Below are 23,828 nucleotides of genomic sequence, written 5' to 3'. Positions count from 1 at the left end.
GGATCCTTCATCCATTATGGGGAATCCTGCCCTCCCTTGTGGATGTTGTGCTGGGGATTCGCTCGAAAATGTTGTGAGATTCACCAACAGCGTTGCCGTGCCCATCCCGCAGTGGTGTGCTGGAAGTGTGCCCGGAGCCGAGCAGAGCGGTCCCCCTCCCCCCTGCGAAAACTCCGGGCACACACAGTATTCGATGGCGACTCCCCGCGGGGCGTCACGCACACCCTCGGGAATCGCACGCAGGAACGAGGAGTCATGGCTGTACATGTCATAGCGTCGTCGTTGATGACCAGCGATCTGACCCCGCACCGCGCGCGCAGCGTCGGACACGAGAACTGGGTGGTCTCTTTTCTACCCGGGCGCACACTCACGTGCGCACAGGCAGTCGCCGCCCTCAAGGTCGCCGAAGTCGTACCCGGCCTGCTCGACACCGTGGGTGAATTCGCGGAGGAGGTCGGACTCACCGCGCGCGAGGCGGTCGGCATGGCGATTCACCACGCTCCCTGGGACGACCGGCTACGCAGACACACCACACACCGGTCGAACAGGTTCACCACCGAGGCAGGGTTCACCGCCGAAGCTGTATTTTCCGCTGAAGCTGTATTTTCCGCCGACGCGGAGGTGGCCTGATGCAACTCCCCTATCCGAACATGCGCGTCGCCTCCCTGCTGAACTGCGCCTGCGATCCCGGCGTCCTCACCGACGAACAGGCCCACACCGCAATGCAATTGCACCTCGACTGCACCGTCGACCGCTGCCTGGTGCGCCGCCGGGCCCGCACGACACTGGTCGAAGCGGGCAAATGCGTCCTCGACGGTCGGGCACTGCAACCGTGATCCGCGAGTAGTGCTCCGATCACTTTCCGTGTCCGCGGGGATGAGCCCCCGACCCGCTCGCGAGGGCCGTGCAGGTTGCGCGGCCCACGGGTCGTCTGCGAGCGCCACACCTCCCTGAGTGGTAGTCAATAGACCTAGAACGACCGACCAGTCCGAAAACCGTTCAGTGCCAGGTGTGATCGGTCAGCGGGGTCCGAGGGCCGAATTTCGGTTTGTGCGCGTGACCGCTGATCTCCAACAGCCGGACCGCCCGATACCGATGCGGACGTAGCGGTTCGAGATATTCGACCATGGCGTCGTCATCGATGGGACGGCCGAGCAGCGTCCATCCGATGATCGCCGCGAGATGGTAATCACCCACCGAGAGCGCGTCGGCGTCACCGTGGACGCGCTGCGCGATCTCCGCGGCAGTCCACACCCCAATTCCGGGAACCGTGCGCAAACGTCGCGCCGCCTCGGCCGCATCGATCACCGCGGTCCGCTCCAGCGACTCCGCGACGCGGGCGGCGTGCACGATGGTCCGCGCGCGCTCGGGGCCGACATTGGCGCGGTGATAGGTCCACGATGGAATGCGCCGCCAGGCGTCCGCATCCGGCGCGAGCAGCAGACCCGACGGCGCGGGCCCCGGCGCGGGAGTCCCGAATTTCCGCACCAGCGCACGCCAGGAAGCCCGGGCCGATACGGTGTGCACCTTCTGCTCGAGCACCGCTGGAACGAGCGATTCGAATACTAGGCCGGTGCGCAGCATCCGCAGGCCGGGGAAACGGCGATGGGCATCGATGACTTTGGGGTGGCCGGGCATGAATCCCGTCAGATCCTCGTCGAGGCAGAGCATATGCGGGAGGCCGTCGAGGAATTCGGCCGCGCCGGGTCCCCAGGCGCGCGCGTCGACCGCGTGCGCACCCGCTTGGGTGAGGCGGTAGGTGACCGGGCCCGTCGCGAGTCGCGAGGCTCGCCAATGCGCGCCGTCCGGGGTCACCCGATAGCAGGGGTCGGCGGCGCCTCTACGCAGTGGGGCGAGGGTGGGGGCGAGATCGATCGGGCGGTCCGAGGTGACCGTGCGGGACAGTCCCGCGTCCTGGATCGTCGAGTCGCGCACCCGACCATTGTGCGCGACGGTCGCGGTGGCGAGGCGTCAGGGCTCGAACCCGTCTCACGAAACCGCTGACCAGGAGTTTTCCTGTGCGGAAACGGGTTCCTCGGACACCGACGGAACGTCCCGATACAGAGCGGTACCGCATCGTGTTCTCAGCCGGTGTAACACGTGAAATTCTCGTAGCGATATCAGATCGACTATTCCTTGAATCAGTAAATTATTGGCAATCTCCACGACGGAGGCACTATATGATCACCAATCTGCTGAATCTTCTGCTCAGTGTCTGGGGCGGCGTATTCGCGGGCAGCTCTGGGTATCAGATTCCGCCCGGCACCCTCCCTTCCGGCAGCTGAGATACTCTCACCACCGCCGCGGCGAACGCGGCAGGTATGTCGCGCTCGCGATTTCCGGACGAATCATGGTCATTCCCTGAGGAACTGAGCCAGATGGTAAGCGTCTCTGTGCGCGAGTTGTCGCACCTGAGTGCGGCACGAGAATCCGTCGGCCAGCACCAAAGCCGTCGGGTCCGTATCGCGAATACGGGCCAGAATTCCGTTTTCAGCGATGGCGACAGAAATATCGAAGTGTCCGGCCTGCATTCCGAAGTTACCTGCCAATCCGCAACACCCAGTGACTTCAATAACTTTTACTTGCATTCTGGCTAATATATGGCGATCGGCTTTCGAGTCGAGAACCGCGTGCTGGTGACAGTGCGGCTGCCACACCACCGATACCCCGGGACGCACCGGCGGCCGCCAGTCGGGTTCGGCGAGCAGGAACTCCGCGAGGGTCCGCACCGCCGCCGCGACCGGCGCGGACCGGGGATCCTCCGGAAGCAGTTCGGGCAGATCCGCGCGCAGCGCCGCCGTACACGATGGTTCGAGTCCGATCACCGTGCCGCCCGCGCCGACATGCGCGTCGAGCGCGTCGAGGGTCGCGCGCAGGCGGGCGCGCGCGCCGTCGAGTTGACCGGTGCTGATCCAGGTCAGACCGCAGCACACCCGATCCGGCGCGAACACCACGCGGTAGCCGAGCGATTCGAGGAGATCCACGGCGGCCGCGGCGATATCGGGATCGAAGGCGTCGGTGAAGGTGTCGACCCACAACATCACCGACTTACCGGAGGATCGCCCGCCCGTCCGCGCGCGACGGCGGAACGAACGCTCGGCGAGAACCGGAACCGCGCGGCGCGTATCCATGCCCGCGGCACGCAGTCCGAATCGGCGCAGCACCTCGACGCGGGCCAGCGCGTTGACCAGGCGCGGCATCCTGGTCGCGACCGCCAGCCAACGCGGCAGCCATCCGAGGGTGTAGTGGTCGATCGGCCGGAGCTTGCCGAGGTAGCGGCGGTAGAGCGTCTCCGACTTGTAGGTCGCCATATCCACGCCCGCCGGACAGTCCGAGCGACACGCCTTACAGGAAAGACACAGGTCGAGCGATTCCGCCACCGCGGGCGACGACCAGTCGACGGCCCCGCGCACCACCTCCTGCAGCACCCGCGCCCGACCTCGGGTGCTGTCCTTCTCGTCGGCGGTCGCGAGATAGGACGGGCACATGAAACCGCCCGTGGCACGACATTTCCCCACACCGACGCAACGGTGCACCGCGGTCGCGACATCGCCGTCGTCGTGCGGAAAAGCGAAGCCCGCGAGGGGGATCCGCGGCAAACCGGCCACACGCAGATCCGCGTCGATCGGACGCGGATCGACCAGCACGCCGGGGTTCAGAACATTGCCGGGATCGAACAGCGCCTTGTAACCCGCGAACGCGGCACGCGCTCGGGCGGAATACATGACCGCGAGCAGTTCCGACCGCGCGCGCCCGTCACCGTGTTCACCCGAGAGCGAACCACCATGGCGCACAACGAGTTCGGCGGCATCGAACAGAAAGGCGCGAAACCGGCGCGGCGCGTCGAGGATCGGGAGGTCGAGTCGCACGTGGATGCAGCCGTCACCGATGTGGCCGTACAGCAGCCCATCCACCCCGTGCTCGGCGGTGAGGTCGCCGAAGTCACGCAGGTAGTCGCCGAGATTCTCCGGCGGCACCGCCGCGTCCTCCCACCCTGGCCAAGCCGGGCTGCCATCGGGGGTGCGCCCCGCGAGCCCCGCGCCGTCGGCCCTGATCCGCCACAGCGCGGCTGCCTGCGCGGGGTCGGTCACGATACGCGAGTCCAGCGCACCGGCAGCACGGCAGAGCGCACGCGCCGACGCCTCCGCCTCGGCCGCACTCTCCCCCGCCGTCTCCACGAACAACCACCCCGCGCCGCGCGGTAGGTCGGGCACGGCGCCGCGCCGGTCACGCACCACATCGACCAGCCGCGCGTCGATCCCTTCCACCGCGATCGGCGCGCAGCCGAGTGCCGCGGCGACATCGTCGGCGGCCTCCGCCATGCCCGGATAGCCGAGCACCGTGAGCACCGTCGCCGCGGGCAACTCCGCCAGCCGCACCGTCGCCTCCAGCAGCACACCGCAAGTTCCCTCGCTGCCGACGAAGGATTTCGCCACCGCCGAACCACGCTCGGGCAGCAGATGTTCCAATCCGTAGCCGCTGGCCTGCCGGTCGAATCTCCCCAGTTCCGTACGCAGTACAGCGAGGTTGGCCCCGGTGAAATCGGCCAGGCCAGGCACCGAGCCGAGATCGTCGGCGAGGATCCGTTCGGCGCCGGTGCCGTCGAGTACGCGCAGCGACACCGTGTTGTCGGAGGTCCGCCCCCACGCCACCGCATGCGGTCCGCAGGCATTGTTGCCGATCATCCCGCCCAGAGTGCAGCGATTCTGGGTCGACGGATCGGGGCCGAACCGCAGCCCGTGCGCAGCCGCGACACCTTGCAGGCGCGACAACACCACCCCCGGCTGCACCCGCGCGATCCGACGCTCCGGATCGATATCGAGCACACGACGCAGATACCTACTGAAATCGAGCACGATGCCGGAACCGATGGCATTACCCGCCACCGAAGTGCCCGCACCACGCGCGGTAACGCCGAGTCCGTGTTCGCGCGCGAAGTCGAGGACCGCCGCGACATCGGCATCGGCACGCGGAAAGACGACGGCAGCCGGAAGCACCCGGTAATTCGAGGCATCCGAGGAATACTCCGCAAGCCGCCGCACGGACAGGTCGACCTCACCGTCGAGCCGCCCGCGCAACGCCGATACCAACCGGTCGTCGATCACCCTGCCAGCGTAAACGCGATCCCGCAGCACCAGGCCCAGCAGGCACGTCCCGCGGAGCTGAAGGCGACGCCAATAGACTCAACCCATGGATTTCTGGGCGATGGTGGCACACGAATCGGACAGCGGGATCGTCTTGACCAAGGAACGGGTGTCGGAGGATTTCCTCCCTCCCGCCGCGGTGACGATCAAAGTGCACTACTCGAGCGCGAACTACAAGGACGCCCTGGCGATCACCCCGGGCGGCGGTGTGGTCCGCAAGTACCCGATAGTTCCCGGTATCGACATAACCGGCGAGGTGGTCACCTCCGAGGACGACGATTTCACCCCCGGCGACCTGGTCGTAGCGCACGGCTACGACATCGGCGTCGCCCAGCACGGCGGTTTCGCCGAGTACGCGCGGGTCCCCGCCGAGTGGGTGGTGAAACTCGACGGCCTCAGCACCCGCGACGCCGCGATCATCGGCACCGCCGGTTTCACGGCCGCCCTGAGCGTGCAGACCTTGCTCGACCGGGAACTGACCCCGGAGACCGGCGCGATCCTGGTGACGGGAGCGACCGGCGGCGTCGGCAGCGTGGCCATCGATATCCTGTCCGGTCTCGGTTTCGAGGTGGTGGCCTCCACCGGCAAGTCCGACGCCGCCGACCGTCTCGCCGATATCGGCGCGAACGAGGTCATCGGCCGCCTACCGGAGGATCCGGACGCCAAGCCGCGCCCGCTGGGCCGCACCAGGTGGGCGGGCGCGGTGGACAGCGTCGGCGGCGCCTCCCTGGCCCACGTCCTGAGCGTGATCGGCTACGGCGGAACCGTGGCGGCCGGCGGCTTGACCGGCGGCACGGCCTTGCCGACCACGGTCATGCCCTTCATCCTGCGCGGCGTCGCCCTGATCGGCATCGATTCGGTGGCCCTCCCCATCGAGAAGCGCCGCGCTCTCTGGACCCGCCTCGCGAACGAATTCCGCCCGAGCCACCTGTCGACCCTCGAGAACTTCGCCCCCATCACCGAGGCCGAACCGGTCCTCCGCAGCCTCCAGAACGGAACCCATTCCGGCCGAACCATCTTCGGCGTGGCCGGCGAATTCTGACCCGAAAAGCGCGGCCTCGATCCGGCCGCGCTTTCCCGGATGTCACGCGGCGGCGGGTTCCGAAGCGTCGGCGAATTGGGTGCGGTAGAGCTCGGCGTAGCGGCCGTTGGCGGCGAGCAGGTCCGGGTGGGTGCCGCGTTCTATTATTCGGCCCTCTTCCATGACCAGGATCTGGTCGGCGGCGCGGACGGTGGAGAGGCGGTGGGCGATGACGAGTGCGGTGCGGCCGGACAGCGCCTCGGTGAGCGCTTCCTGCACGGCGGCTTCGGAGGTGGAGTCGAGGGACGCGGTCGCTTCGTCGAGGATGACCACTCTCGGCTGTTTCAGCAGGAGGCGGGCGATGGTGAGGCGTTGACGTTCACCGCCGGACAGCCGATAACCGCGTTCGCCGACCACGGTGTCGAGCCCGTCCTGCAGGGATTCGACGAGATCGCGTAAACGGGCGCGCAGCAACGCGTCCCACAGTTCCGGCTCGGTGGCTTCGGGGCGGGCGAGCAGCAGGTTGGCGCGGATGGTGTCGTGGAACAGGTGCCCGTCCTGGGTGACCAGGCCCACCGCGGCGCGCAGCGAAGGCGTGCTCAGTTCGCGCACGTCGACGCCGCTGAGGCGGACCGCGCCGGAGTCGACATCGTAGAGTCGCGAAACCAATTGGGCCACGGTGGATTTACCGGCACCGGAGGAACCGACGAGCGCGATCAGCTGACCCGGCTCGGCCCGCAACGACACCCCGTGCAGCACCTCGACCCCGCCGCGCGTATCCAGTGTCGACACATCCTCGAGCGAGGCCAGCGACACCTTGTCCGCGGACGGATACCCGAAACTCACCGCGTCCAATTCCACCGAGACCGGGCCTTCGGGCACCGCCACCGCGTCGGGCGCGTCCTCGATCAGCGGTTTCAGGTCGAGGATTTCGAAGACCCGCTCGAAACTCACCAGCGCCGACATGATTTCCATGCGCGCGCTCGCCAACGCCGTCAGCGGAGCGTAGAGCCTGGTCAGCAGTAGTGACAGCGCGACAACCGCACCCGCGTCCAACTGTCCGCGCAGCGCGTACCAGCCGCCGAGCCCGTAGACCAGCGCCACCGCGAGCGCCGAGACCAGGGTGAGCGAGGTGACGAACACGGTCTGCAACATGGCGGTGCGCACCCCGATATCGCGCACTCGTCGCGCCCGCGTGGCGAATTCGTCGGACTCCTGCGCGGGCCTGCCGAACAGTTTGACCAAAGTGGCCCCGGGCGCGGAGAACCGTTCGGTCATCTGGTTTCCCATGGCGGCGTTCAGACCGGCGGCTTCGCGCTGGATATCGGCCAGTCGGCGCCCCATCCGTCGCGCGGGAATCACGAAGACCGGCAACAGGATCAGGGCGAGCAAGGTGATCTGCCAGGAGATGGTGACCATCACCGCGAGCGTCAGCGCGAGGGTGACGAGATTGGCGACCACTCCGGACAAGGTGTCGCTGAAGGCTCGTTGCGCGCCGATCACATCGTTGTTGAGGCGGCTGACGAGCGCGCCGGTTCGGGTGCGGGTGAAGAAGGCGACCGGCATGCGCTGCACGTGGTCGAAGACCGCGGTGCGCAGGTCGAGGATCAGTCCTTCACCGATACGGGTTGACATCCACCGGATTGCCAGGCCGAGTCCGGCGTCTACCACGGCCAGGGCGCCGATAAGGGCGGCGAGGGTGACGACGACGCGCGGGGCGGAGCCGTCGACGATGTCGTTGACTACTCGGCCCGCGAGGACCGGTGTGGCCACCGCCAGCAGTGCCGACAGGACGCTGAACAGGAGGAACGAACCGATCCTCCGTCGGTGTGGGCCTGCGAAGCTCAGGATTCGGCGTGCGATGGCCAGGCGGAACGGGCGCTGTTCGCGCGGTGCGTTCGCTTGGCGATACATCTGGTTCCACGCCACGGATTCGATACTCACGTCCTGGTCCTCTCGCTCCCCGTCATTCAACCCCCGGACACCGACACTAAAACCTCAACCTAGGTCCAGGGCAAGTTGTATTCATCGGCGGGTTATTCGGGTAGTAGTTCGAGGCGTACGCCTAGTAGGCGTACTGGGCGGTCCAGGGGGAAGCGGGCTGTTACCGCGAGGGCGGTGTCGGCGATTTGGTCTACGTCGGTGGTCGGGGTGGGGAGTTTGCGTTGTTTGGTGCGGGTGAAGAAGGTGTTGGTGCGGACGGTTACCGAGACTCTGGTGCTGATGCGGCCTTCGGCGGCCATCTCTTCGGCGACCTCGCGGGCCAGGCGTGCTACCTGCGCGTCTATCTCGGTGCGGTCGGTCAGGTCTTTCGGGAAAGTTTCGGATTTGCTGCGGCCCACGGGGGTTCTCGGTTCGGTGGTTACTTCGGTGTCACCTTTGCCGTGGCCGAGGACCCGCAGGTAGGGGCCGGTATTCGGGCCGAATTCGGTGGCCAGACGCCCGCGGTCGGCGGTCATGAGGTCGGCTACGGTGTCGATGCCGAGTGTTGCCAGTCTGGCGGCGATGCGGGGGCCGATTCCCCAGAGAGCGCTGGTGGGGCGGTGGGCCATTACTTCGGTCCAGTTGGCGGCCGTCAGTCGGAACATGCCCGCAGTGGCCGCGACGGGGTCGGCGGGCGGTGCGGCGGATTTGCTCGCGGATTTGGCGAAGCCGGTGGCCAGTTTGGCGGTGAGTTTGTTGTCGCCTATGCCGATGGCGCAGGTCAGGTTCAATTCGGCGATGGCGGTGCGGATTTCGGTGGCGAGTTGTTCGGGGGCCGCGGTGTCGGCGGCCAGGAAGGCCTCGTCCCAACCCCAGACTTCGACTCGGCCGGGGAAGGTGCGCAACAGGGCCATGACTTCCTCGGATGCCTCCTCGTAGGTGGTCATGTCCAGCGGGAGGAATATGCCTTCGGGGCATTTGCGGTGTGCTGAACGCAGTGCCATTCCGGCGCGCACGCCGAAGGCGCGTGCGGGGTAGGACGCGCAGGTGACGACCTTGCGGGGCTCGGTGGGGTCGCCGTTGCCGCCGACGATCACGGGGAGGCCGCGCAGTTCGGGGTGGCGGCGGTACTCGACGGCGGCCTGGAACTGGTCGAGATCGATATGCAGCAGCCAGCGGGCGGCGGCGCCGTCCGGTTCGGGCGAAATCTCGGCCATCGGGGCACCTCCGCGCGCCACGTGTCGTGTTGCCCACACCCTCGCGCCCCATCGTAGGGATACGGGGAAGTCTTGCGTGCGACACCAGAACAGAACTAGATTCTGTTTGTGAAGATTCGAGATCGGTTGCTGCTCGCGGCGGAACGGCAGTTCGCCGAGCACGGCGCTCTCGACGCGACATTGACCCAGATCAGGGCGGCGGCGGGGGCCAGCGTCGGTGCGCTCTATCACCACTTTCCCGACAAATCCGATCTGTATCGGCAGGTGTGGGCGCATGCGCTCACCGACTATCAACAGCATTTCTGGGTGGTGGTCGGGCACAGCGCCTGCGCGCGCGAAGGCGTCACCGCGGGGGTGCGCGAACATCTGCGCTGGGTGGGGGAGAACCAGTACCGGGCGCGGATACTGCTCTCGGCGCGTCCGCCCGGAGTCCGCGACAGCGAAAGCAACCGGGCCTTCCTCGCCGACGTCTGGCGCTGGTGGCGCACCCACGCGAACTACGGCGCGGTGCGCGAGCTGCCCTTCGACCTGGTCTACGCGCTGTGGCTCGGACCGGCCCAGGAATACAGCAGGCAATGGCTCGCGGGCGACATGCGCGCCGCCCCGACCTCCGTCGCCGGAGAACTCGCCGAAGCCGCCTGGCTCACCCTCGGCGTCGCCACCGGAACACCAGGCACGAAAGGCACGTGATGACGACCACGACCATGGACATCGACTCCGCGCGGCAAGTGCTCGCCGCCCAGCCGTTCGCGCGTCTGGTCGGCACCGAGATCACCGAATTCGGCGGCGGCCGAGCTACTCTGGTGATCCCGGTGCGCGACGAACTGCGGCAGCAATTCGGTTTCGTGCACGGGGGTGTGCTGTCCTACGCCGCCGACAACGCCCTCACCTTCGCGGCGGGCACCGTACTCGGGCCCAATGTGCTGACCGGAGGGTTCACCGTCACCTATCTGCGGCCCGCGGCGGGCGATCGGCTGCGCGCCGAAGCCGTCGTCGCCGGGTCGACCCGCAGGCAGGCGGTGGTGAACTGCGAGATCTACGCGGAGAGTTCGGATGCGGAGCCGGTGCTGTGCGCGGTCGCCCAAGGGACCACGCGCGTCGTGGAGCGGGCGCTGTAGCCGAACCGTGCACGCACGAGGCCCGCGCTTCGTACCCGGACGCCGAACACCGTCGAGAGCGGTCACGGACGCCGACGGCGATACCGCGAGCGTGGTCGGCGGAACACCTGTTGTCGACCGGCATCTTGTTGTGCGCCCGAGTGACAGGACCCGAGAGGCCGGGCACGAAAGAATCCGTGCCGGCCTCTGGTTTCGGCCGATCAGACCGAAGCTCGCTCAGGCCGATTACGCCGAGGCCGCGAAAGCCCGACGATCCAGCGACGCCTCCGTCATCGGCTCGATGGCGTAGGCGAGGATGTCGGCCACGTCGGCGACGGGACGGACATCGAGGGCGGCCAGCACCTCGGCGGGGACCTCGTCCAGATCCGGTTCGTTGCGCGCCGGAATGAACACGGTCTTCAACCCGGCCCGCTGCGCGGCGAGCAGCTTCTGCTTCACGCCGCCGATCGGCAGCACCCGGCCGTTCAGCGTGACCTCACCGGTCATGCCGACATCGCCGCGCACCTGCCTGCCCAACGCCAGCGACACCAGCGCCGTAACCATCGTCACACCCGCGGAAGGGCCGTCCTTCGGGACCGCGCCCGCCGGGAAATGGATGTGGATGCCTCGGTCGAGCACCGACGGTTCGATGCCGATCTCTTCCAGGTGCGAGCGCACGTAGGTCAGCGCGATCTGCGCGGACTCCTTCATGACGTCGCCGAGTTGGCCGGTGAGGGTCAACGAGCGTTCGCCCTCGGCGGCGTTGGCCTCGATGTAGAGGACGTCGCCGCCTGCGCCCGTCACCGCGAGTCCGGTCGCGACGCCGGGCACCGAGGTGCGTTCCATCGAATCGGGGGTGAAGCGGGGTCGGCCGAGGTAGTCGGTCAGGTCGCCGAGTCCGATCGTCAGTGCGGTCGACGTGCCGATCTCCTCGACGCCGCCGTTGTAGCCGAGTTCGGTGTCGTAGCCGAGCGAGTCGGGTTCGGACAGTTTCGTCGCGGCCTTGCGCAGCGCCTTCGCGATCAGCCGTTCCATCTGCCGCACGCCCGCCTCGCGGGTGTAGTTCGCGGCGATCTCGCGCAGCGCCTCCTCGGTGATCGACACCTCGTCGGCGGTCAACGCGTTGCGGTCCAGCTGCCGTGGCACCAGGAAGTCGCGTGCGATGGCCACCTTGTCGGCCTCGGTGTAGCCGTCGACGGTGATGAGTTCCATCCGGTCGAGCAGCGGGCCGGGGATGGTTTCCATCACATTGGCGGTCGCGATGAAGAGCACGTCGGACAGGTCGAGATCCAGGTCGAGGTAGTGGTCGCGGAAGGTGTGGTTCTGCGCGGGATCCAGCACCTCGAGCAGGGCCGCCGCCGGGTCGCCGCGGAAATCGGAGCCGACCTTGTCGATCTCGTCGAGCAGGACGACCGGATTCATCGAACCCGCCTCCTTCATCGCGCGCACGATCCGACCCGGCAACGCGCCGACATACGTGCGGCGGTGCCCTCGGATCTCGGCCTCGTCGCGCACACCGCCGAGGGCGACGCGCACGAACTTCCGGCCGAGCGCACGCGCCACGGATTCACCGAGCGAGGTCTTGCCGACACCGGGCGGGCCGACCAACACAAGCACCGCGCCGGAACCGCGTCCGCCGACCACCTCCAACCCGCGCCGCGCGCGACGGGCACGCACGGCCAGGTACTCGACCATGCGGTCCTTGACCTCGTCCAGACCGTGATGATCCGCGTCGAGTACCGCGCGCGCCGCCGAGATATCGGTGCTGTCAGCGGTTTTCACCGTCCACGGCAGTTCGAGGACGGTGTCGAGCCAGGTGCGGATCCACCCCGATTCCGGGCTCTGATCGCTGGCGCGCTCCAACCTGCCGACCTCGCGCAACGCGGCCTCGCGCACGGTGTCGGGCAGGTCAGCGTCGGTCACGCGGGTCCGGTAGTCGTCGGCGCCGTCGGGCTCGTCCTCGCCGAGTTCCTTGCGAATCGCGTTGAGCTGCTGGCGCAGCAGGTATTCGCGCTGACTCTTCTCGAGTCCTTCGCGCACGTCGTCACTGATCTTCTCGGTGATCTCGGCTTCGGCGATATGCGCCTTCGTCCACTCGATGAGCGTGGTCAAACGCTGTGTGACATCCGGGGTTTCGAGCAGTTCACGTTTCTGGTCGGCGGTCAGGTACGGCGCGTAGCCCGCCGTGTCGGCGATGGCCGACGGATCGGTGAGCTGGTTGACCGCATCGATGACCTGCCACGCCTCGCGCCGTTGCAGCACCGAGACGACGAGTTTCTTGTATTCGGCGGCGAGTTCCCTGGTCCGGCCGTCGGGTTCGGGCGTCGCCACCACCTCGGCCTCAACCCACAGCGCGGCGCCGGGCCCGGTGACCCCGTGCCCGATCCGCGCCCGCCGCTCGGCTTTCAACACGGCCGCGGGCGCGCCACCGCGCATCCGACCGACTTGTTCGATGGTGGCGACGACGCCGTAGGCGGCATACCCTTCCGACAGCCGCGGCGCGAGCAGCACCGCCTCGGTCTTCGCGGCCCGCGCGGCGTCGATCGCCGCCTGCGCGGATTCATCCAGTTCGATGGGCACGACCATGCCCGGCAGCACGATCGGATCGGTCAGGAACAGCACCGGCAGATTCTGAGCTGTAGTCACGTTTCGACCCTTCCAAAACTTGAGCGATACCCACTCAACCCCCACCCCACCCCCGTTGTTCCCCCACCAACCCCACTTCGCTCACAGCGGAACCAACAAGGTCCGCAACAGCGCGAACCTGCTACCGGACGGCAGTCTCGCGCGGAGATCAAGGACAGAAGCGCTGTTGATCCAATCCCCGATCGAGCGCTGACAGAGTCGGATTTTGGTATCTTTTGGACGAAAACACCCATTTGAATGTAGTGAGGTGGCGCGATGCTCATCCGGTTCGAAGTGGAGAACTTCCGCTCGATCGTCGAGCCGGCGGAGTTGTCGATGGTCGCGGTGGACGACAGACCGGAGGTACGGATCCATCCGAAGTTCGGCGCTTCCCTGGTACCGGTCGCAGGCATCTTCGGTCCCAACGCCTCCGGGAAATCGAATGTGCTGGCGGCACTGGCCTGGCTGCGGTCAGCGGTGCGACATTCGTTGCGTGGATGGGACGACGAGATCCCGGTCGAACCATTCGCCTTCGGCGACCGGAAAAGCCAAGACTCTTCGTTCGCATTGGAGCTGGAGATCGGCGGGATCCGCTTCGAGTATCTCCTGGATGTCGGAAGGCATCGAGTCAGCTACGAGGCACTCTTCCACTATCCGGAAGGACGCAAGCGAAGGGTTTTCGAGCGCGAGGCGAACGAGCTCGTGCTCCAGCGCGGCCTCGGTGAGCTCGCGGGCACCCGAACGCTCCTCACCGACCGGTCACTCGCGCTGTCCATCATGCGACGCTTCGACGAGCCGACCACCTCGGCTTTCGCTCGAACCCTCCTTCGCATCACCGCGATGGGGCAACCTCTCAGCGGCCTGCGACGCAGTCCCGCCCGGACAATGCACTCGACGCTGCGCCTGTTCGATCCACCACGAGAGGGAGATTTCGACGACGCGCTGCCGGGTGAAACAGAGTTCGACGAGCAAGAATGGCAATCGACTCGCCGACACGCGATCGCATTGCTCCAGCTCGCCGATCTCGGCGTGGCAGATGTCGAAATCGAGGAAACCCGAATCGAATCCGAGCGAAGCGGTACCGTCACGCGACGAGTACCGCAACTTGTCCACGTCGCCGACAAAGAACGATTGCCGTTCGAGTATCAGCACGAGTCGGCCGGAACTCAAGCTTGGTTCGAACTGATCGGACCGGTGCTCATGGCACTGCGAAGCGGCGCGGTCATACTCTTCGATGAACTCGATGCCAGTTTGCACCCGACACTTACGGCTCGCCTCGTCGAACTATTCAAAGGCCACAAGTCCAACCCGCACGGCGCTCAACTCGTGTTCACCTCGCACGACACCAACCTCTTGAATCACCTCAACCGCGACGAGGTATGGCTGACTCAGAAGGAGTCGAACGGCTCGACACGCTTCGCCGCTCTCTCCGATTTCGCGGGCGAGCGAGTTCGCCGATCGGCGAACCTGGAGAGTGGCTATCTGAGCGGGCGCTTCGGTGCGCTGCCTGACGTGTCCCGCCTTGATGTCCTGCAAGATCTGGGACTGATCGGATGAGCGCGAAGGACCGGGGCAAGAAGGGGAAGCCCCTGAAGCGCAGAACCGAAACCAAACCGGTGCGAACCACCTTTCCGGTCTACGCGGAAGGAAAGTCGACCGAACCCGAGTACATCGACGCACTGAAACGGCTACCCGAGTTCACCGAAGCTGTGTCCGTGGATGTGTCGATCGAGGAAGCCGGGGCCACACCGATGCGCCTCGTGGAAAGCGCCTGCGCCGACAAGCGCCGCGCCGACCTCGACATCGATTTCTATTGGTGTGTATTCGATGTGGAATTCCCACAAAATCATCCCCACCTCGATCGGGCAAGGCAAATGGCGACGGACAATGGCGTCCGTTTGGCGATCAGCAACCCGTGCTTCGAGATCTGGCTGATCCTTCACCACTGTCGCCACGCAGGTCATATCTCGACCGATGGGGCAATACAGCTCCGACGTGAACTCGACGGATCAGATGGCAAACATCTCGACGGTCCCCTCTACATGAAACTCGCGGACGACGCTGTCCGCCACGCGCAGTCTCTCCGGGAGAAACACCGTAGGGATGGCACAGAGTTCCCGGACGACAACCCCTCATCCTCCGTGGACCTGTTCGTGACCCACCTTCGCCAGGAAGTACGGTCCGCGATGGAAAACCTGCGGACCGCCACACACCCGTAGGACGGCCATTCGACTACGAGAGTGTCGCTCACCGCACAGACCTGCACGGATACTTCGCTCACAGCGGATTTCGAACGATGTGAGTCGGGGGGTTCTCGCAAAATTTCGGTAACTAAGTTACTGTCTGGTAGTCGTTTGGTGACCCGTGTCATGTCTCGGGTCGCGGTGCGGCGTTGGACACACCGGCGATGGCGCCGGGGATCTCATGGGAGTTGCAGATGTACGGACAGCGCGGTCGGGGCCGATCGCTATGGGGACGTTGTGCCGCTTCATTCGCGGTCGCGGTGGCGGCGGCGTGCTTCACCGCGGCGGGCGGGGTCGGCGTCGGCGTGCCGGAGGCGGCGGCCGCGCCGGTCAGCAGCTTCTACACGCCGCCCGCGCAGATCCCATCGGCGCCGGGCTCGATCGTCAAGACCCAGCCGATGCCGCTGTACATCACGGCGCCGACATCGGCGGGTTGGCCGGGCAAGGCGCAGCTGGTCATGTACACGAGTCGACTACAGGACGGGTCGCCGGTCGCGGTCAGCGGCACGTTCATCGACGCGGCGGTGCCGTGGTCCGGTCCCGGTCCTCGGCCGACCGTCGTGATCGCCCCCGGTACCTCGGGCCAGGGTGACCAGTGCGCGATGTCGGTGGCGTTCTCCACGGGCCTCGCGCTGCTCACCGACCCGTCGCTCGGAATTTCGGCGAACCAGGAACTGCCCGCGTCGGCGGTGTGGAGCGCGCTCGGCGCGCGGGTCCTCGTCACCGACTACATCGGCCTCGGCACCCCCGGTATCCACACCTACGGCAACCGGATCGAATCCGGCCAAGCCGTGCTCGACGGCGTACGCGCCGCCAACGCGCTCGCCGGGGTCGGATCGGACACCCCGACGGTGCTGTGGGGCTACTCACAGGGCGGCGGCGCGACCGCGGCGGCCGTGGAGATGGCCCCCGACTACGCGCCCGAACTCAACCTCAAGGGCACCTGGGCCGGTGGGCCGACCGCCGATCTCGGCGCGATCACGCCGCGCATCGACGGCTCCCTCATCAGCGGCGCCATCGGCTTCGCCATCAACGCGCTGGCCGCTCGCTACCCCGCGATCAACGACTCCATCAGGAAGATCTCGAGCCCGTCCGGTATCGGGCTGCTGAACGAGTTGAGCACTTCGTGCATCGCCGACGTGATCATGAAACACCCGTTCATGCGCACGAATTCGATGACCATAGACGGCCGTTCGCTGAGCGAGCACATCGCGGAACTGCCCGAGGCCGTGGCCGCGCTGGACGAGATGAAGATCGGCAATCTGACCCCCGCGTCGCCGGTGCTCATCACCAGCGGTCGCAACGACGACGCGGTGCCGTACGGCCAAGCCCGTCAGCTCGCCTCCGACTGGTGCGCGAAGGGCGCGACGGTCACCTTCCGTACCAACGAACTGCCACCGATCCTGCCGGGCAGCGTGCTTCCCGGCCACTTCGGGCCGGAACTGATCGACGGGTTCGGTCCCGACAACGCCGTCACCTACTTGCTCGATCGCCTCGGTGACAAGCCCCTCACCGGCTGCACCATCGACTGATCGACGCACACGCGTGGCGGGCCGCACCGAAAGGTGTCGGCCCGCCATCGTCGTATCCGGGACGACCTTCTCCGAAGCCTCGCCGCTCCCGGAGCATCGCCCCTTCGGCGTGGCGATGCTCCGGGACAACGGCTGTCTCCCGCTCGGCCGCGGAAAATCTAGCGGGCGAGGTCGTGCAGCGCCGCGGCGGTTTCGAGGTCGGCGTAGGCGGCCGAGTAGCGGCGTGCGAGGGCGATAGCGATATCGGGACGCTGCCAGAGTTCGCCCGCACTCGCGGTGCACAGCCACAGCGTGAGGCCGTGCGCGACGGAAGCCCGGTAACCCTGGCGGATCTCCGCCCGCGTCGGTTTCTCCCCGGCGGGGAGTTCGAGGGCGTCGCGATAGTCGTCGAGGATGCGGTCTTCGGCGGCGCGACGGTCCTCGATCGTGAGCGCGCCCTGGAGGAAGTAGCCGAGATCGAGCGACCAGTGTCCGCGCCGAACCACCTGCCAGTCCAGGAATCCGACGTGGGTGTCGTCGATGAGGTAGGTGTTGCCGATATGAGCGTCGCCGTGCAGTAGGGTCTGCGGACCCGCGGTGAGGCTGCGAATGTAGGGCTTCCAGATGTCCTCGATCAGTTCGCCGATGGTGAGCGCGGTCACGGCGGGTGGCGCGTCCGGGCCGAGAGCCGCGATCGCCGCGGGTAAGGGGGCGATCTCCATCCCGTCCCATGGCCGGAACGGTTCGAGCCATTCGAGATCAGGCCGCTCGCGCAGGCGCGATCCCCAGAATCGGCTGTGCAGTCGCGCCAGCGCGCGCACGCCGTTCGCGGCCTGGTCGACGGTGAGCGGCCGGGTGGCGTCGCGCGGGTCGGCGTCGCGCAGCGTGAGGTCTTCCATGACCAGGAGGAAGTCCTCGGCGTCTTCGTCGATGAGCGCGGCGAACACGGCCGGGTGTTCGACGGGCAGTGGCACGCCGCTGCCGAAGAGTCGCGGTTCGTGGAACATGCCGCTGGTGAGTTTGATCAGTTCCTTGTGCGCGGGGTCGGCGGCCTTGACGAAGACCGACTCCGGACCCGGCGTCCCGTCGTAGGTGAGGGCGAGACGGGCGCGGCGGTTGGTGCCGTCGTCACGCAACGCGACCTCGATCGACGTCACTCGGACGCCGGGATGACGGTCTCCGAGGACGGTGGTCATCCATTCCGGAGTGATCTGGTCCCAGTCCGCTGGGATCGGCGAATGTTCGACAGCCACCGCGATTCCTTCGTTCGAATTCGGCTTCTCCAGATTTGAGAAGCAGATTCTCAACTTACTCGCGTAAGTGGTCGCCGTCCAGAGTGCGACACAGCCGTGGCGGCGCGCGCGGTCGGCCGTGCGATGATGCTGGTCGGGACGTAGCAGGGGCCGGTTCGGAGGCGGTGAGTTGGCGTGAAACGGTCGGCAAGACCGACGCGGGCCGATGTCGCCAGACTGGCGAAGGTATCGACGGCGACGGTTAGCTACGTGCTCAACAACGTCGCCGGACAACGGATCTCGCCGCAGACCCAGCGAGCCGTGCGGGAGGCGGCGGCCGCGCTCGGCTACCGGCCGAACCTCGCCGCCCGGAACCTGGTGATCGGCGGCAGCGGCCTGGTGCTCTACATCGTGCCGCAGATGGCGCTCGGCGCACTCGCCATGGAGGTCGGCAGCCGCCTGACCACGGCATTGGCCCGCCACGGCATCGTGATGTCGCTGCAATTCGAAACCGAGGACGGCGCGAACATCGCCGAGGCCATCGCCGGACTCGATCCCATCGCCGTCGCGGGCGTCTTCCCGCTCACCGGCGCGGCACTCGACCTGGCAGGCGCCGCGGGCCTACCCCAGATCCATTTGGGCAGCGCCAATCTGCACACCCTGGCGGCACTGCACCTCGAAGTCGGGCGGCTGCGGGTGCGCCACCTGCTCGCCCACGGACACCGCAGACTCGGATTCGCCTACTCCGACGACCCCAAACTCCGACTGTTCGGCGACTACTGGCTGGAGGGCCTGCGCGTCGCCGCCCGCGACCACGAACTGCCCGACCCCGTCGTCGGTGAAGTCGGCGCCGACGGCGCGAACGCCGCCGAGATCGTGAGGTCCTGGACCGAACGCGGCGTGACCGCCGTCTGCGCGCAGAGCGACGAGACCGCCTTCGTCGTCCTGCACGGCATCCGCCGGGCCGGGCTGCGCTGCCCCCAGGACCTGGCGGTCATGGGAGTCGACGCCATCGGTCTCGGCATCGTCAGCGACCCGCCGCTGACCACGGTCGGCTTCCGCGCCGCCGCCATCGTCGACACCGCGGTCGATTCGATGATGAGCGCACTCGGCCTCCCCCACGAGCCCGCCGAGGAGCACGGCGAATTCGCGATACTCATCGACCGCGACTCGGTATAGCCGCGAGCGCGCAGGCCGCGTTGACACCCGGGACGAGCTGATGAGACGGTGAGTCCCACCAACTCGGACAAGGCCGGATCAGGGGGCTTCCACGATGACGACACTCGCCTCGGGCGTGTTCATCGATTGGGAGGAATTGACCGGACAGTCGAAATTCGTGGTCGATCTGATCACCTTCCCGATCTTCAGCGCGCTCGCGGGCTGGCTGACGAACTGGACCGGCGTGCTGATGTTGTTCTGGCCGGACCGATTCCGCGGCGTGCGCGTCCCCGGTTTGGCCGTGCTCTACCCGTATTTCCCGAGACGAGTCCAGGTGCTGCCCACCTTCTCCGGTGACGGCCGCCGTTTCGGATTCCAGGGATTCATTCCGGCGCGGGCCGAGAAGATGGCGAGCATCTGCGTCGACAAGGCGCTGCTCCGCATCGGAAGTCCACGCGATTTCATTCACGAGCTAGACCTCGAGGGCATCGCCGACTACATCGCCGAAAACGCCCGCTCGCAGGTCAGATCGATCGTCGACGACATCATGTACCGGGAGAATCCGGACCTGTGGCGCACGGTCCCCAAGCAGATGAAACAGGTCGTCTACCAGCGAGTCGACCGGGAGCTGCCGCGTTTGACCAGACGCGCGTTCGAATCGCTCGGCGACAATATCGACCATCTGATCGATATCAAGAGTTTCGTGATCCGCTACCTACAGGGAAATCCGACCATCCTCAAGGACCTGACCACCACGATCGCCGCACCGGAATTGCGATTCATGGTCAGGATCGGTCTGCTCGGCGCACCGTTCGGCCTGCTCATGGCGTTGTACCTGCACGTCCACCACAACATTCCGGTAATCGGCTGGCTGCCCACGTGGGTGATCGTGCTCGCAGGCGCCGCCGCCATCGGCGTGATCGTGAACGTGATCGCCGTGAAGATGGTCTTCGAACCCGGCGATCCACAGCCCCGCTACAAATACCTGTGGAAGCAGGCCCTACTGGCCAAACGCCAGCCACAAGCGGCAACCGACCTCGCACATATCCTCGCCTACCAGGTGTTGACGCTCCCGAACCTGTCACACGAACTCCTCGACGGCCCGAACGGCGACAAGACACGGCAGCTGATCGAGCGCCTGGTCTCCGACGAGATCCACCGCCAACTCGGCCCAACCACCCCGATGGTGCGCGCGGCATTCGGCAAACGACAGTTCGACAATCTGAAAGTCGGCGCGGCAGGCGCAGCGGTCGGCCTGGCGCCGAGCGTGATGCAAGACGAGGAATTCGCCCTGGAGCAGGCACAAAAGATCGATGAATTCGCGGCACGCAAGCTGCAATTACTGAGCCCAGGCGAGTTCATGGAGATGTTCTACGCCTCGGTAGAACAAGACGCCTGGCTCCTCTACCTACACGGAGCCCTACTAGGCCTAGGCGTCGGCCTGACCCACCTACTCCTCTTCGGCTGGTAACCCCAAAAACAAGCGATCATGCTTGCATCTTTCCTACCCCCGATGCATGCTGAAAACCCCAAACCCGCAACCCCCAACCCCACCAGGAGCCAGCCCGCCAACCACCGTTCACGCCCCACCTCAACCCAACCACCACCACTCGCCCGATACCGCTCGCCCGATACCGCTCGCCCGATACCCCCCCGACCACCACCGCTCGCCCCCGATACCGCCAACCACCACCACTGGCGGTACCCCCCAAGCGTCTCCTTCCAAGCCCCACCCCAGCCCACTCGGGAGCGAGCCCGACGAGCGACGGTTCGCGGCCGTCTCGCGTCCCAGCGTTCGAGACAATGCGACGCAGGAGCAAGTATCGAACGCTGGGACGCGAGACCCCCAGGGCCGCGAACCCGCGGCGCCGCAGGCGCCGCCAAATAAACAGAGCTAAGCTGCCGCGATGGGTGTTCTCGACATCGTGCTCCTGGTGGCCGCCATCGTCGTGGTCGTGCTCACCGTCGTCGTGATCGTCGCGCGTGTGGCGCTCGGGAAGGCGCGTCGGTCCGCGCAGGAGACCATCGCCGCCACCTTCGCGCCAGGGGAGGCGCTACGCACCGACCCGATGGCCAACTTCTTCGGGCTGGCGTCCAAAGCCGGACTCCAGATCCGCGGCAACGGCCCCCTCGTGCTGACCGGAACACGCCTGTGGTTCCAGCGCATCGGTTCGGATGCGCCACTGGAGATCTCGCTCGCCTCGGTCACCGATGTCGACCTCGTTCGCTCGCACGCGGGCAAGACGGTGAGTCGCGATCTGCTGCGCGTCACCTTCGACGGCGACAGCGCCGCATGGTATGTCCGCGAACCCGCTGCCTGGCGCGACCGAATCCTCACCGGGCGACCCGAATTCCACTAGCCGGACCGGGTTTTCACGATGTCGAGCAGGTCCACACGGTAGGCGTATCTGTCGGATCGCCGTAACCATGGACCGAATGACTGCACGGTGCGGCGAAGTTGAGCACCGAATCCTCGATGTCGGAGTTGCCGCGATAGATGATCAGGCAGGTGCCCGCGGCGAACAGGGCGCCGACGAATATCCCGTGCACCGAGGTGTAGAACGAGGCGCTGATCGAGGTCGACACGTCGCCGTCGGCCAGCCATTCGGCGAACTGCGCGACCGCGATGAGTCCGACCACGAGGACGATGCCGAACCGGAGTGCGCGGTAGGTGTCGATCGCGTCCGGCGGATGCGCGATGACCAGTGGTTTCGGGTCCGCGGCGTGCATTTTCGTCCTCCTCGGCGAAGACAGCGGGATGTGGCGAGGGGAGGAGAATTGTCCTCGCTCGCACGGTAGTCGGGGCGGGATCGGTCCCGTATCGTTCGAACGTTCGGAAATCCTTGCGTTGTCGTGATGTTCGCAACTCGGATCGGCCGTGCGGGGTGAGGTCGCACGCGGCGCGGCGCGACCGGCTACTGTCTGGTGCGCCCGTATGCACACGTGACCCGAGGGGGATCCGTTATGCCGTTGTCTCGCCGGAGCTTCCTCGCGGCGCCCATGGTCGGCGCCGCCGCGACCGCTCTCGGTGCGGGGGCCGCGAACGCCGCGGACGTGAAGGTGGTGCGGGCGGGTGAGGCCGAGTACGCGGCGTTGACCACGCGCGGCTACAACCGGCGGTTCACCGCGCGCCCGAGGCAGATCTTCGTGCCCGCGAACGCGGAGGAGGTGCGGGTCGCGGTCGAACGGTCGGTGGGCGATGGGCTGCCGTTGGCGGTGCGGTCCGGCGGGCACGGATTCGACGATTTCGTGGACAACGACCGGACCGGGGCGATCGTGGACCTGCAGCGTCTGGCCGGGGTGTCCTGGGACGAGTCGCAGCGCGCGTTCGCCGTCGAACCCGGCGCCGATCTGGGCTCGGTCTACGAACGGCTGCTCGGCGGTTGGGGTGTCACGGTGCCCGCGGGCATCTGCAAGGGGGTCGGTGCAGGCGGTCACGTGAGCGGCGGCGGGTACGGTCCGCTGTCGCGGCGGTTCGGCCTGGTGGCCGACCATTTGTACGGAGTCGAGGTGGTGACCGTCGACGCGCGCGGATCCGCGACGACGGTGCTGGCGACCAAAGACGGCCCGCACGCGGATCTGTGGTGGGCCCACACCGGCGGCGGTGGCGGCAATTTCGGTGTCGTGACCAAATATCTGCTGCGTTCGCCCGAGGCCGACGGCGCGGATCCGGCGCGCGCCCTGCCGAAGCCGCCGGGCAGCATGCTGAATACCCGGCTGGTGCTGCCGTTGGCCACCGAGGAATCGTTCATCCGTTTCGTCGGCAATTATCTCGCTTTCTTCGAACAGCACAGCGCACCCGACGATCCGTTCGCGGGCCTGTACGCGCCGCTGCACATCCGGCCCGGTATCGCGGGGCCCTCCGACGTGCTGATCCTGCTCGACGCCGACCGGCCCGACGCGGGCGCGCTGTTCGACGAATTCGTCGCGGCGGTGTCGCGGGATGTCGTTCCCGGTCCGGTGGTGCTGCCACCGACCACGGCCTCCTACGCCGACACCCTCGCGAATGTCTATTACGCGAAGGGTATGCCGGGATTCCGGGTCAAGGTGAAATCCGCGTACCTGCGCACCTCGTATTCGACGGACCAATTGCGCACCCTGTACCGCTATCTCACCGATATTCGTTTCCTCGGCGAATCCCAGCTGGAATTCATGCCGTTCGGTGGCCGGACCAATGCCGTCGCCCCCGACGCCACCGCCGTGTCCGCGCGCGATTCGTTCATGAAGATGCTCGTCCACGCGGCTTGGCGGGTGCCCGGCGACGACGAGCGCTATGTGGCGTGGGCGCGCGAGATGTTCCGCGACGTCTACGCGGGCACCGGCGGCGTGCCCGCGCCGAACGCGGCCAACGGCGGCAGCTACATCAACTACCCCGATCCCGACATGGCCGATCCGCGCTGGAACACTTCGGGCGTGCCGTGGCACACCCTTTACTACGGCGCCAACTATCCCCGCCTCACCCGCGTCAAGGCGCAGTACGATCCGGCGAATCTGTTCCAGCACAAACTGTCCGTCGGCCGACCCGACTGGTGAACGACGCCGTTACCGTCTCGGGGGCCGACTTTCCGGCCCCGGAGTCGGTCTCGATCGGGTCACGGTCGCGCCGGACCGAATGACGTTCCAGCCCTTCGTTGTCGGGGCCGTTGATGTGAAACCG

Annotated in this window: 19 protein-coding genes; 12 read left to right on the top strand and 7 right to left on the bottom strand. The window is 66.8% G+C overall.

The window, feature by feature from the left end:
• The first annotated feature begins 255 nt into the window (after positions 1–255).
• A complete protein-coding gene (locus IT779_RS37640; RefSeq protein WP_232541596.1) occupies positions 256–630 on the top strand; it encodes a hypothetical protein in 375 nt (124 codons plus the stop codon).
• A complete protein-coding gene (locus IT779_RS11080; RefSeq protein WP_196149132.1) occupies positions 630–836 on the top strand; it encodes a hypothetical protein in 207 nt (68 codons plus the stop codon). Before IT779_RS37640 ends, IT779_RS11080 begins: the two co-directional genes overlap by 1 nt.
• 163 nt (positions 837–999) lie before the next feature.
• On the opposite strand, the gene IT779_RS11075 is transcribed toward IT779_RS11080, so the two are convergent.
• Complete coding sequence (locus IT779_RS11075) at positions 1,000–1,935, bottom strand: DNA-3-methyladenine glycosylase family protein (protein ID WP_332838746.1); 936 nt, start codon at positions 1,933–1,935, stop codon at positions 1,000–1,002.
• 419 nt (positions 1,936–2,354) lie between these two features.
• Positions 2,355–5,105, bottom strand: coding sequence for an FAD-binding and (Fe-S)-binding domain-containing protein (locus IT779_RS11070; RefSeq protein WP_196149131.1), 2,751 nt, complete (start codon positions 5,103–5,105; stop codon positions 2,355–2,357).
• 85 nt (positions 5,106–5,190) lie between these two features.
• Between IT779_RS11070 and IT779_RS11065 the strand changes: the two genes are divergently transcribed.
• Entirely contained in the window at positions 5,191–6,186 is a 996-nt protein-coding gene (locus tag IT779_RS11065; RefSeq protein WP_196149130.1) for an acrylyl-CoA reductase family protein, read from the top strand.
• 42 nt (positions 6,187–6,228) lie between these two features.
• On the opposite strand, the gene IT779_RS11060 is transcribed toward IT779_RS11065, so the two are convergent.
• Both IT779_RS11060 and IT779_RS11055 read right to left on the bottom strand, forming a co-directional pair.
• Entirely contained in the window at positions 6,229–8,109 is a 1,881-nt protein-coding gene (locus IT779_RS11060) for an ABC transporter ATP-binding protein (RefSeq protein ID WP_196149129.1), read from the bottom strand.
• 92 nt (positions 8,110–8,201) lie between these two features.
• On the bottom strand, positions 8,202–9,305 hold the full coding sequence (locus IT779_RS11055; protein WP_196149128.1) for a DNA polymerase IV: 1,104 nt from the start codon (positions 9,303–9,305) through the stop codon (positions 8,202–8,204).
• 108 nt (positions 9,306–9,413) lie between these two features.
• On the opposite strand from IT779_RS11055, the gene IT779_RS11050 reads away from it, so the two are divergent.
• A complete protein-coding gene (locus IT779_RS11050) occupies positions 9,414–9,995 on the top strand; it encodes a TetR/AcrR family transcriptional regulator (protein WP_196149127.1) in 582 nt (193 codons plus the stop codon).
• Positions 9,995–10,423 carry a PaaI family thioesterase gene (locus tag IT779_RS11045; protein ID WP_196149126.1) on the top strand — a complete coding sequence of 143 codons (429 nt, stop codon included), beginning with the start codon at positions 9,995–9,997 and terminating at the stop codon, positions 10,421–10,423. The genes IT779_RS11050 and IT779_RS11045 overlap by 1 nt, the downstream gene beginning before the upstream one ends.
• A 225-nt stretch (positions 10,424–10,648) precedes the next feature.
• Here the strand turns inward: IT779_RS11045 and lon are convergent, their stop codons facing one another.
• The gene (gene lon, locus IT779_RS11040) at positions 10,649–12,988 is read right to left on the bottom strand and encodes an endopeptidase La (protein ID WP_232541654.1); all 2,340 of its coding nucleotides are present in this window, start codon (positions 12,986–12,988) and stop codon (positions 10,649–10,651) included.
• A 315-nt stretch (positions 12,989–13,303) separates the two neighbouring features.
• Here lon and IT779_RS11035 point away from each other — a divergent pair, with 315 nt between their 5' ends.
• The 3 genes from IT779_RS11035 (at position 13,304) to IT779_RS11025 (ending at position 16,802) form a co-directional block, all read left to right on the top strand.
• Positions 13,304–14,584, top strand: coding sequence for an AAA family ATPase (locus tag IT779_RS11035; RefSeq protein ID WP_196149125.1), 1,281 nt, complete (start codon positions 13,304–13,306; stop codon positions 14,582–14,584).
• On the top strand, positions 14,581–15,246 hold the full coding sequence (locus IT779_RS11030) for an RloB family protein (RefSeq protein ID WP_196149124.1): 666 nt from the start codon (positions 14,581–14,583) through the stop codon (positions 15,244–15,246). The genes IT779_RS11035 and IT779_RS11030 overlap by 4 nt, the downstream gene beginning before the upstream one ends.
• 218 nt (positions 15,247–15,464) lie before the next feature.
• Positions 15,465–16,802 (top strand): lipase family protein, encoded by a 1,338-nt coding sequence (locus IT779_RS11025; RefSeq protein WP_196149187.1) that lies wholly within the window; start codon positions 15,465–15,467, stop codon positions 16,800–16,802.
• Between the two features lie 158 nt (positions 16,803–16,960).
• Here the strand turns inward: IT779_RS11025 and IT779_RS11020 are convergent, their stop codons facing one another.
• A complete protein-coding gene (locus IT779_RS11020; RefSeq protein WP_196149186.1) occupies positions 16,961–17,977 on the bottom strand; it encodes a phosphotransferase in 1,017 nt (338 codons plus the stop codon).
• A gap of 231 nt (positions 17,978–18,208) precedes the next feature.
• Between IT779_RS11020 and IT779_RS11015 the strand changes: the two genes are divergently transcribed.
• The 3 genes from IT779_RS11015 (at position 18,209) to IT779_RS11005 (ending at position 21,531) form a co-directional block, all read left to right on the top strand.
• Complete coding sequence (locus tag IT779_RS11015) at positions 18,209–19,192, top strand: LacI family DNA-binding transcriptional regulator (RefSeq protein ID WP_196149123.1); 984 nt, start codon at positions 18,209–18,211, stop codon at positions 19,190–19,192.
• Between the two features lie 94 nt (positions 19,193–19,286).
• On the top strand, positions 19,287–20,642 hold the full coding sequence (locus IT779_RS11010) for a hypothetical protein (protein WP_196149122.1): 1,356 nt from the start codon (positions 19,287–19,289) through the stop codon (positions 20,640–20,642).
• 436 nt (positions 20,643–21,078) lie between these two features.
• Positions 21,079–21,531: a hypothetical protein gene (locus IT779_RS11005; RefSeq protein ID WP_196149121.1), complete on the top strand. Its 453-nt coding sequence runs from the start codon at positions 21,079–21,081 to the stop codon at positions 21,529–21,531.
• 13 nt (positions 21,532–21,544) lie between these two features.
• Here IT779_RS11005 and IT779_RS11000 read toward each other — a convergent pair whose 3' ends face one another.
• Positions 21,545–21,901, bottom strand: a complete 357-nt coding sequence (locus tag IT779_RS11000; protein WP_196149120.1) for a hypothetical protein — start codon at positions 21,899–21,901, stop codon at positions 21,545–21,547.
• 234 nt (positions 21,902–22,135) lie between these two features.
• Between IT779_RS11000 and IT779_RS10995 the strand changes: the two genes are divergently transcribed.
• On the top strand, positions 22,136–23,704 hold the full coding sequence (locus IT779_RS10995) for an FAD-binding oxidoreductase (protein ID WP_196149119.1): 1,569 nt from the start codon (positions 22,136–22,138) through the stop codon (positions 23,702–23,704).
• Positions 23,705–23,828: the final 124 nt, after the last annotated feature.

The organism is Nocardia bovistercoris, from assembly GCF_015674855.1.
Lineage (GTDB): Bacteria > Actinomycetota > Actinomycetes > Mycobacteriales > Mycobacteriaceae > Nocardia > Nocardia bovistercoris.
Note: the sequence above shows the minus strand (reverse complement) of the source record. Positions and strands in the feature narration are given on the sequence as shown.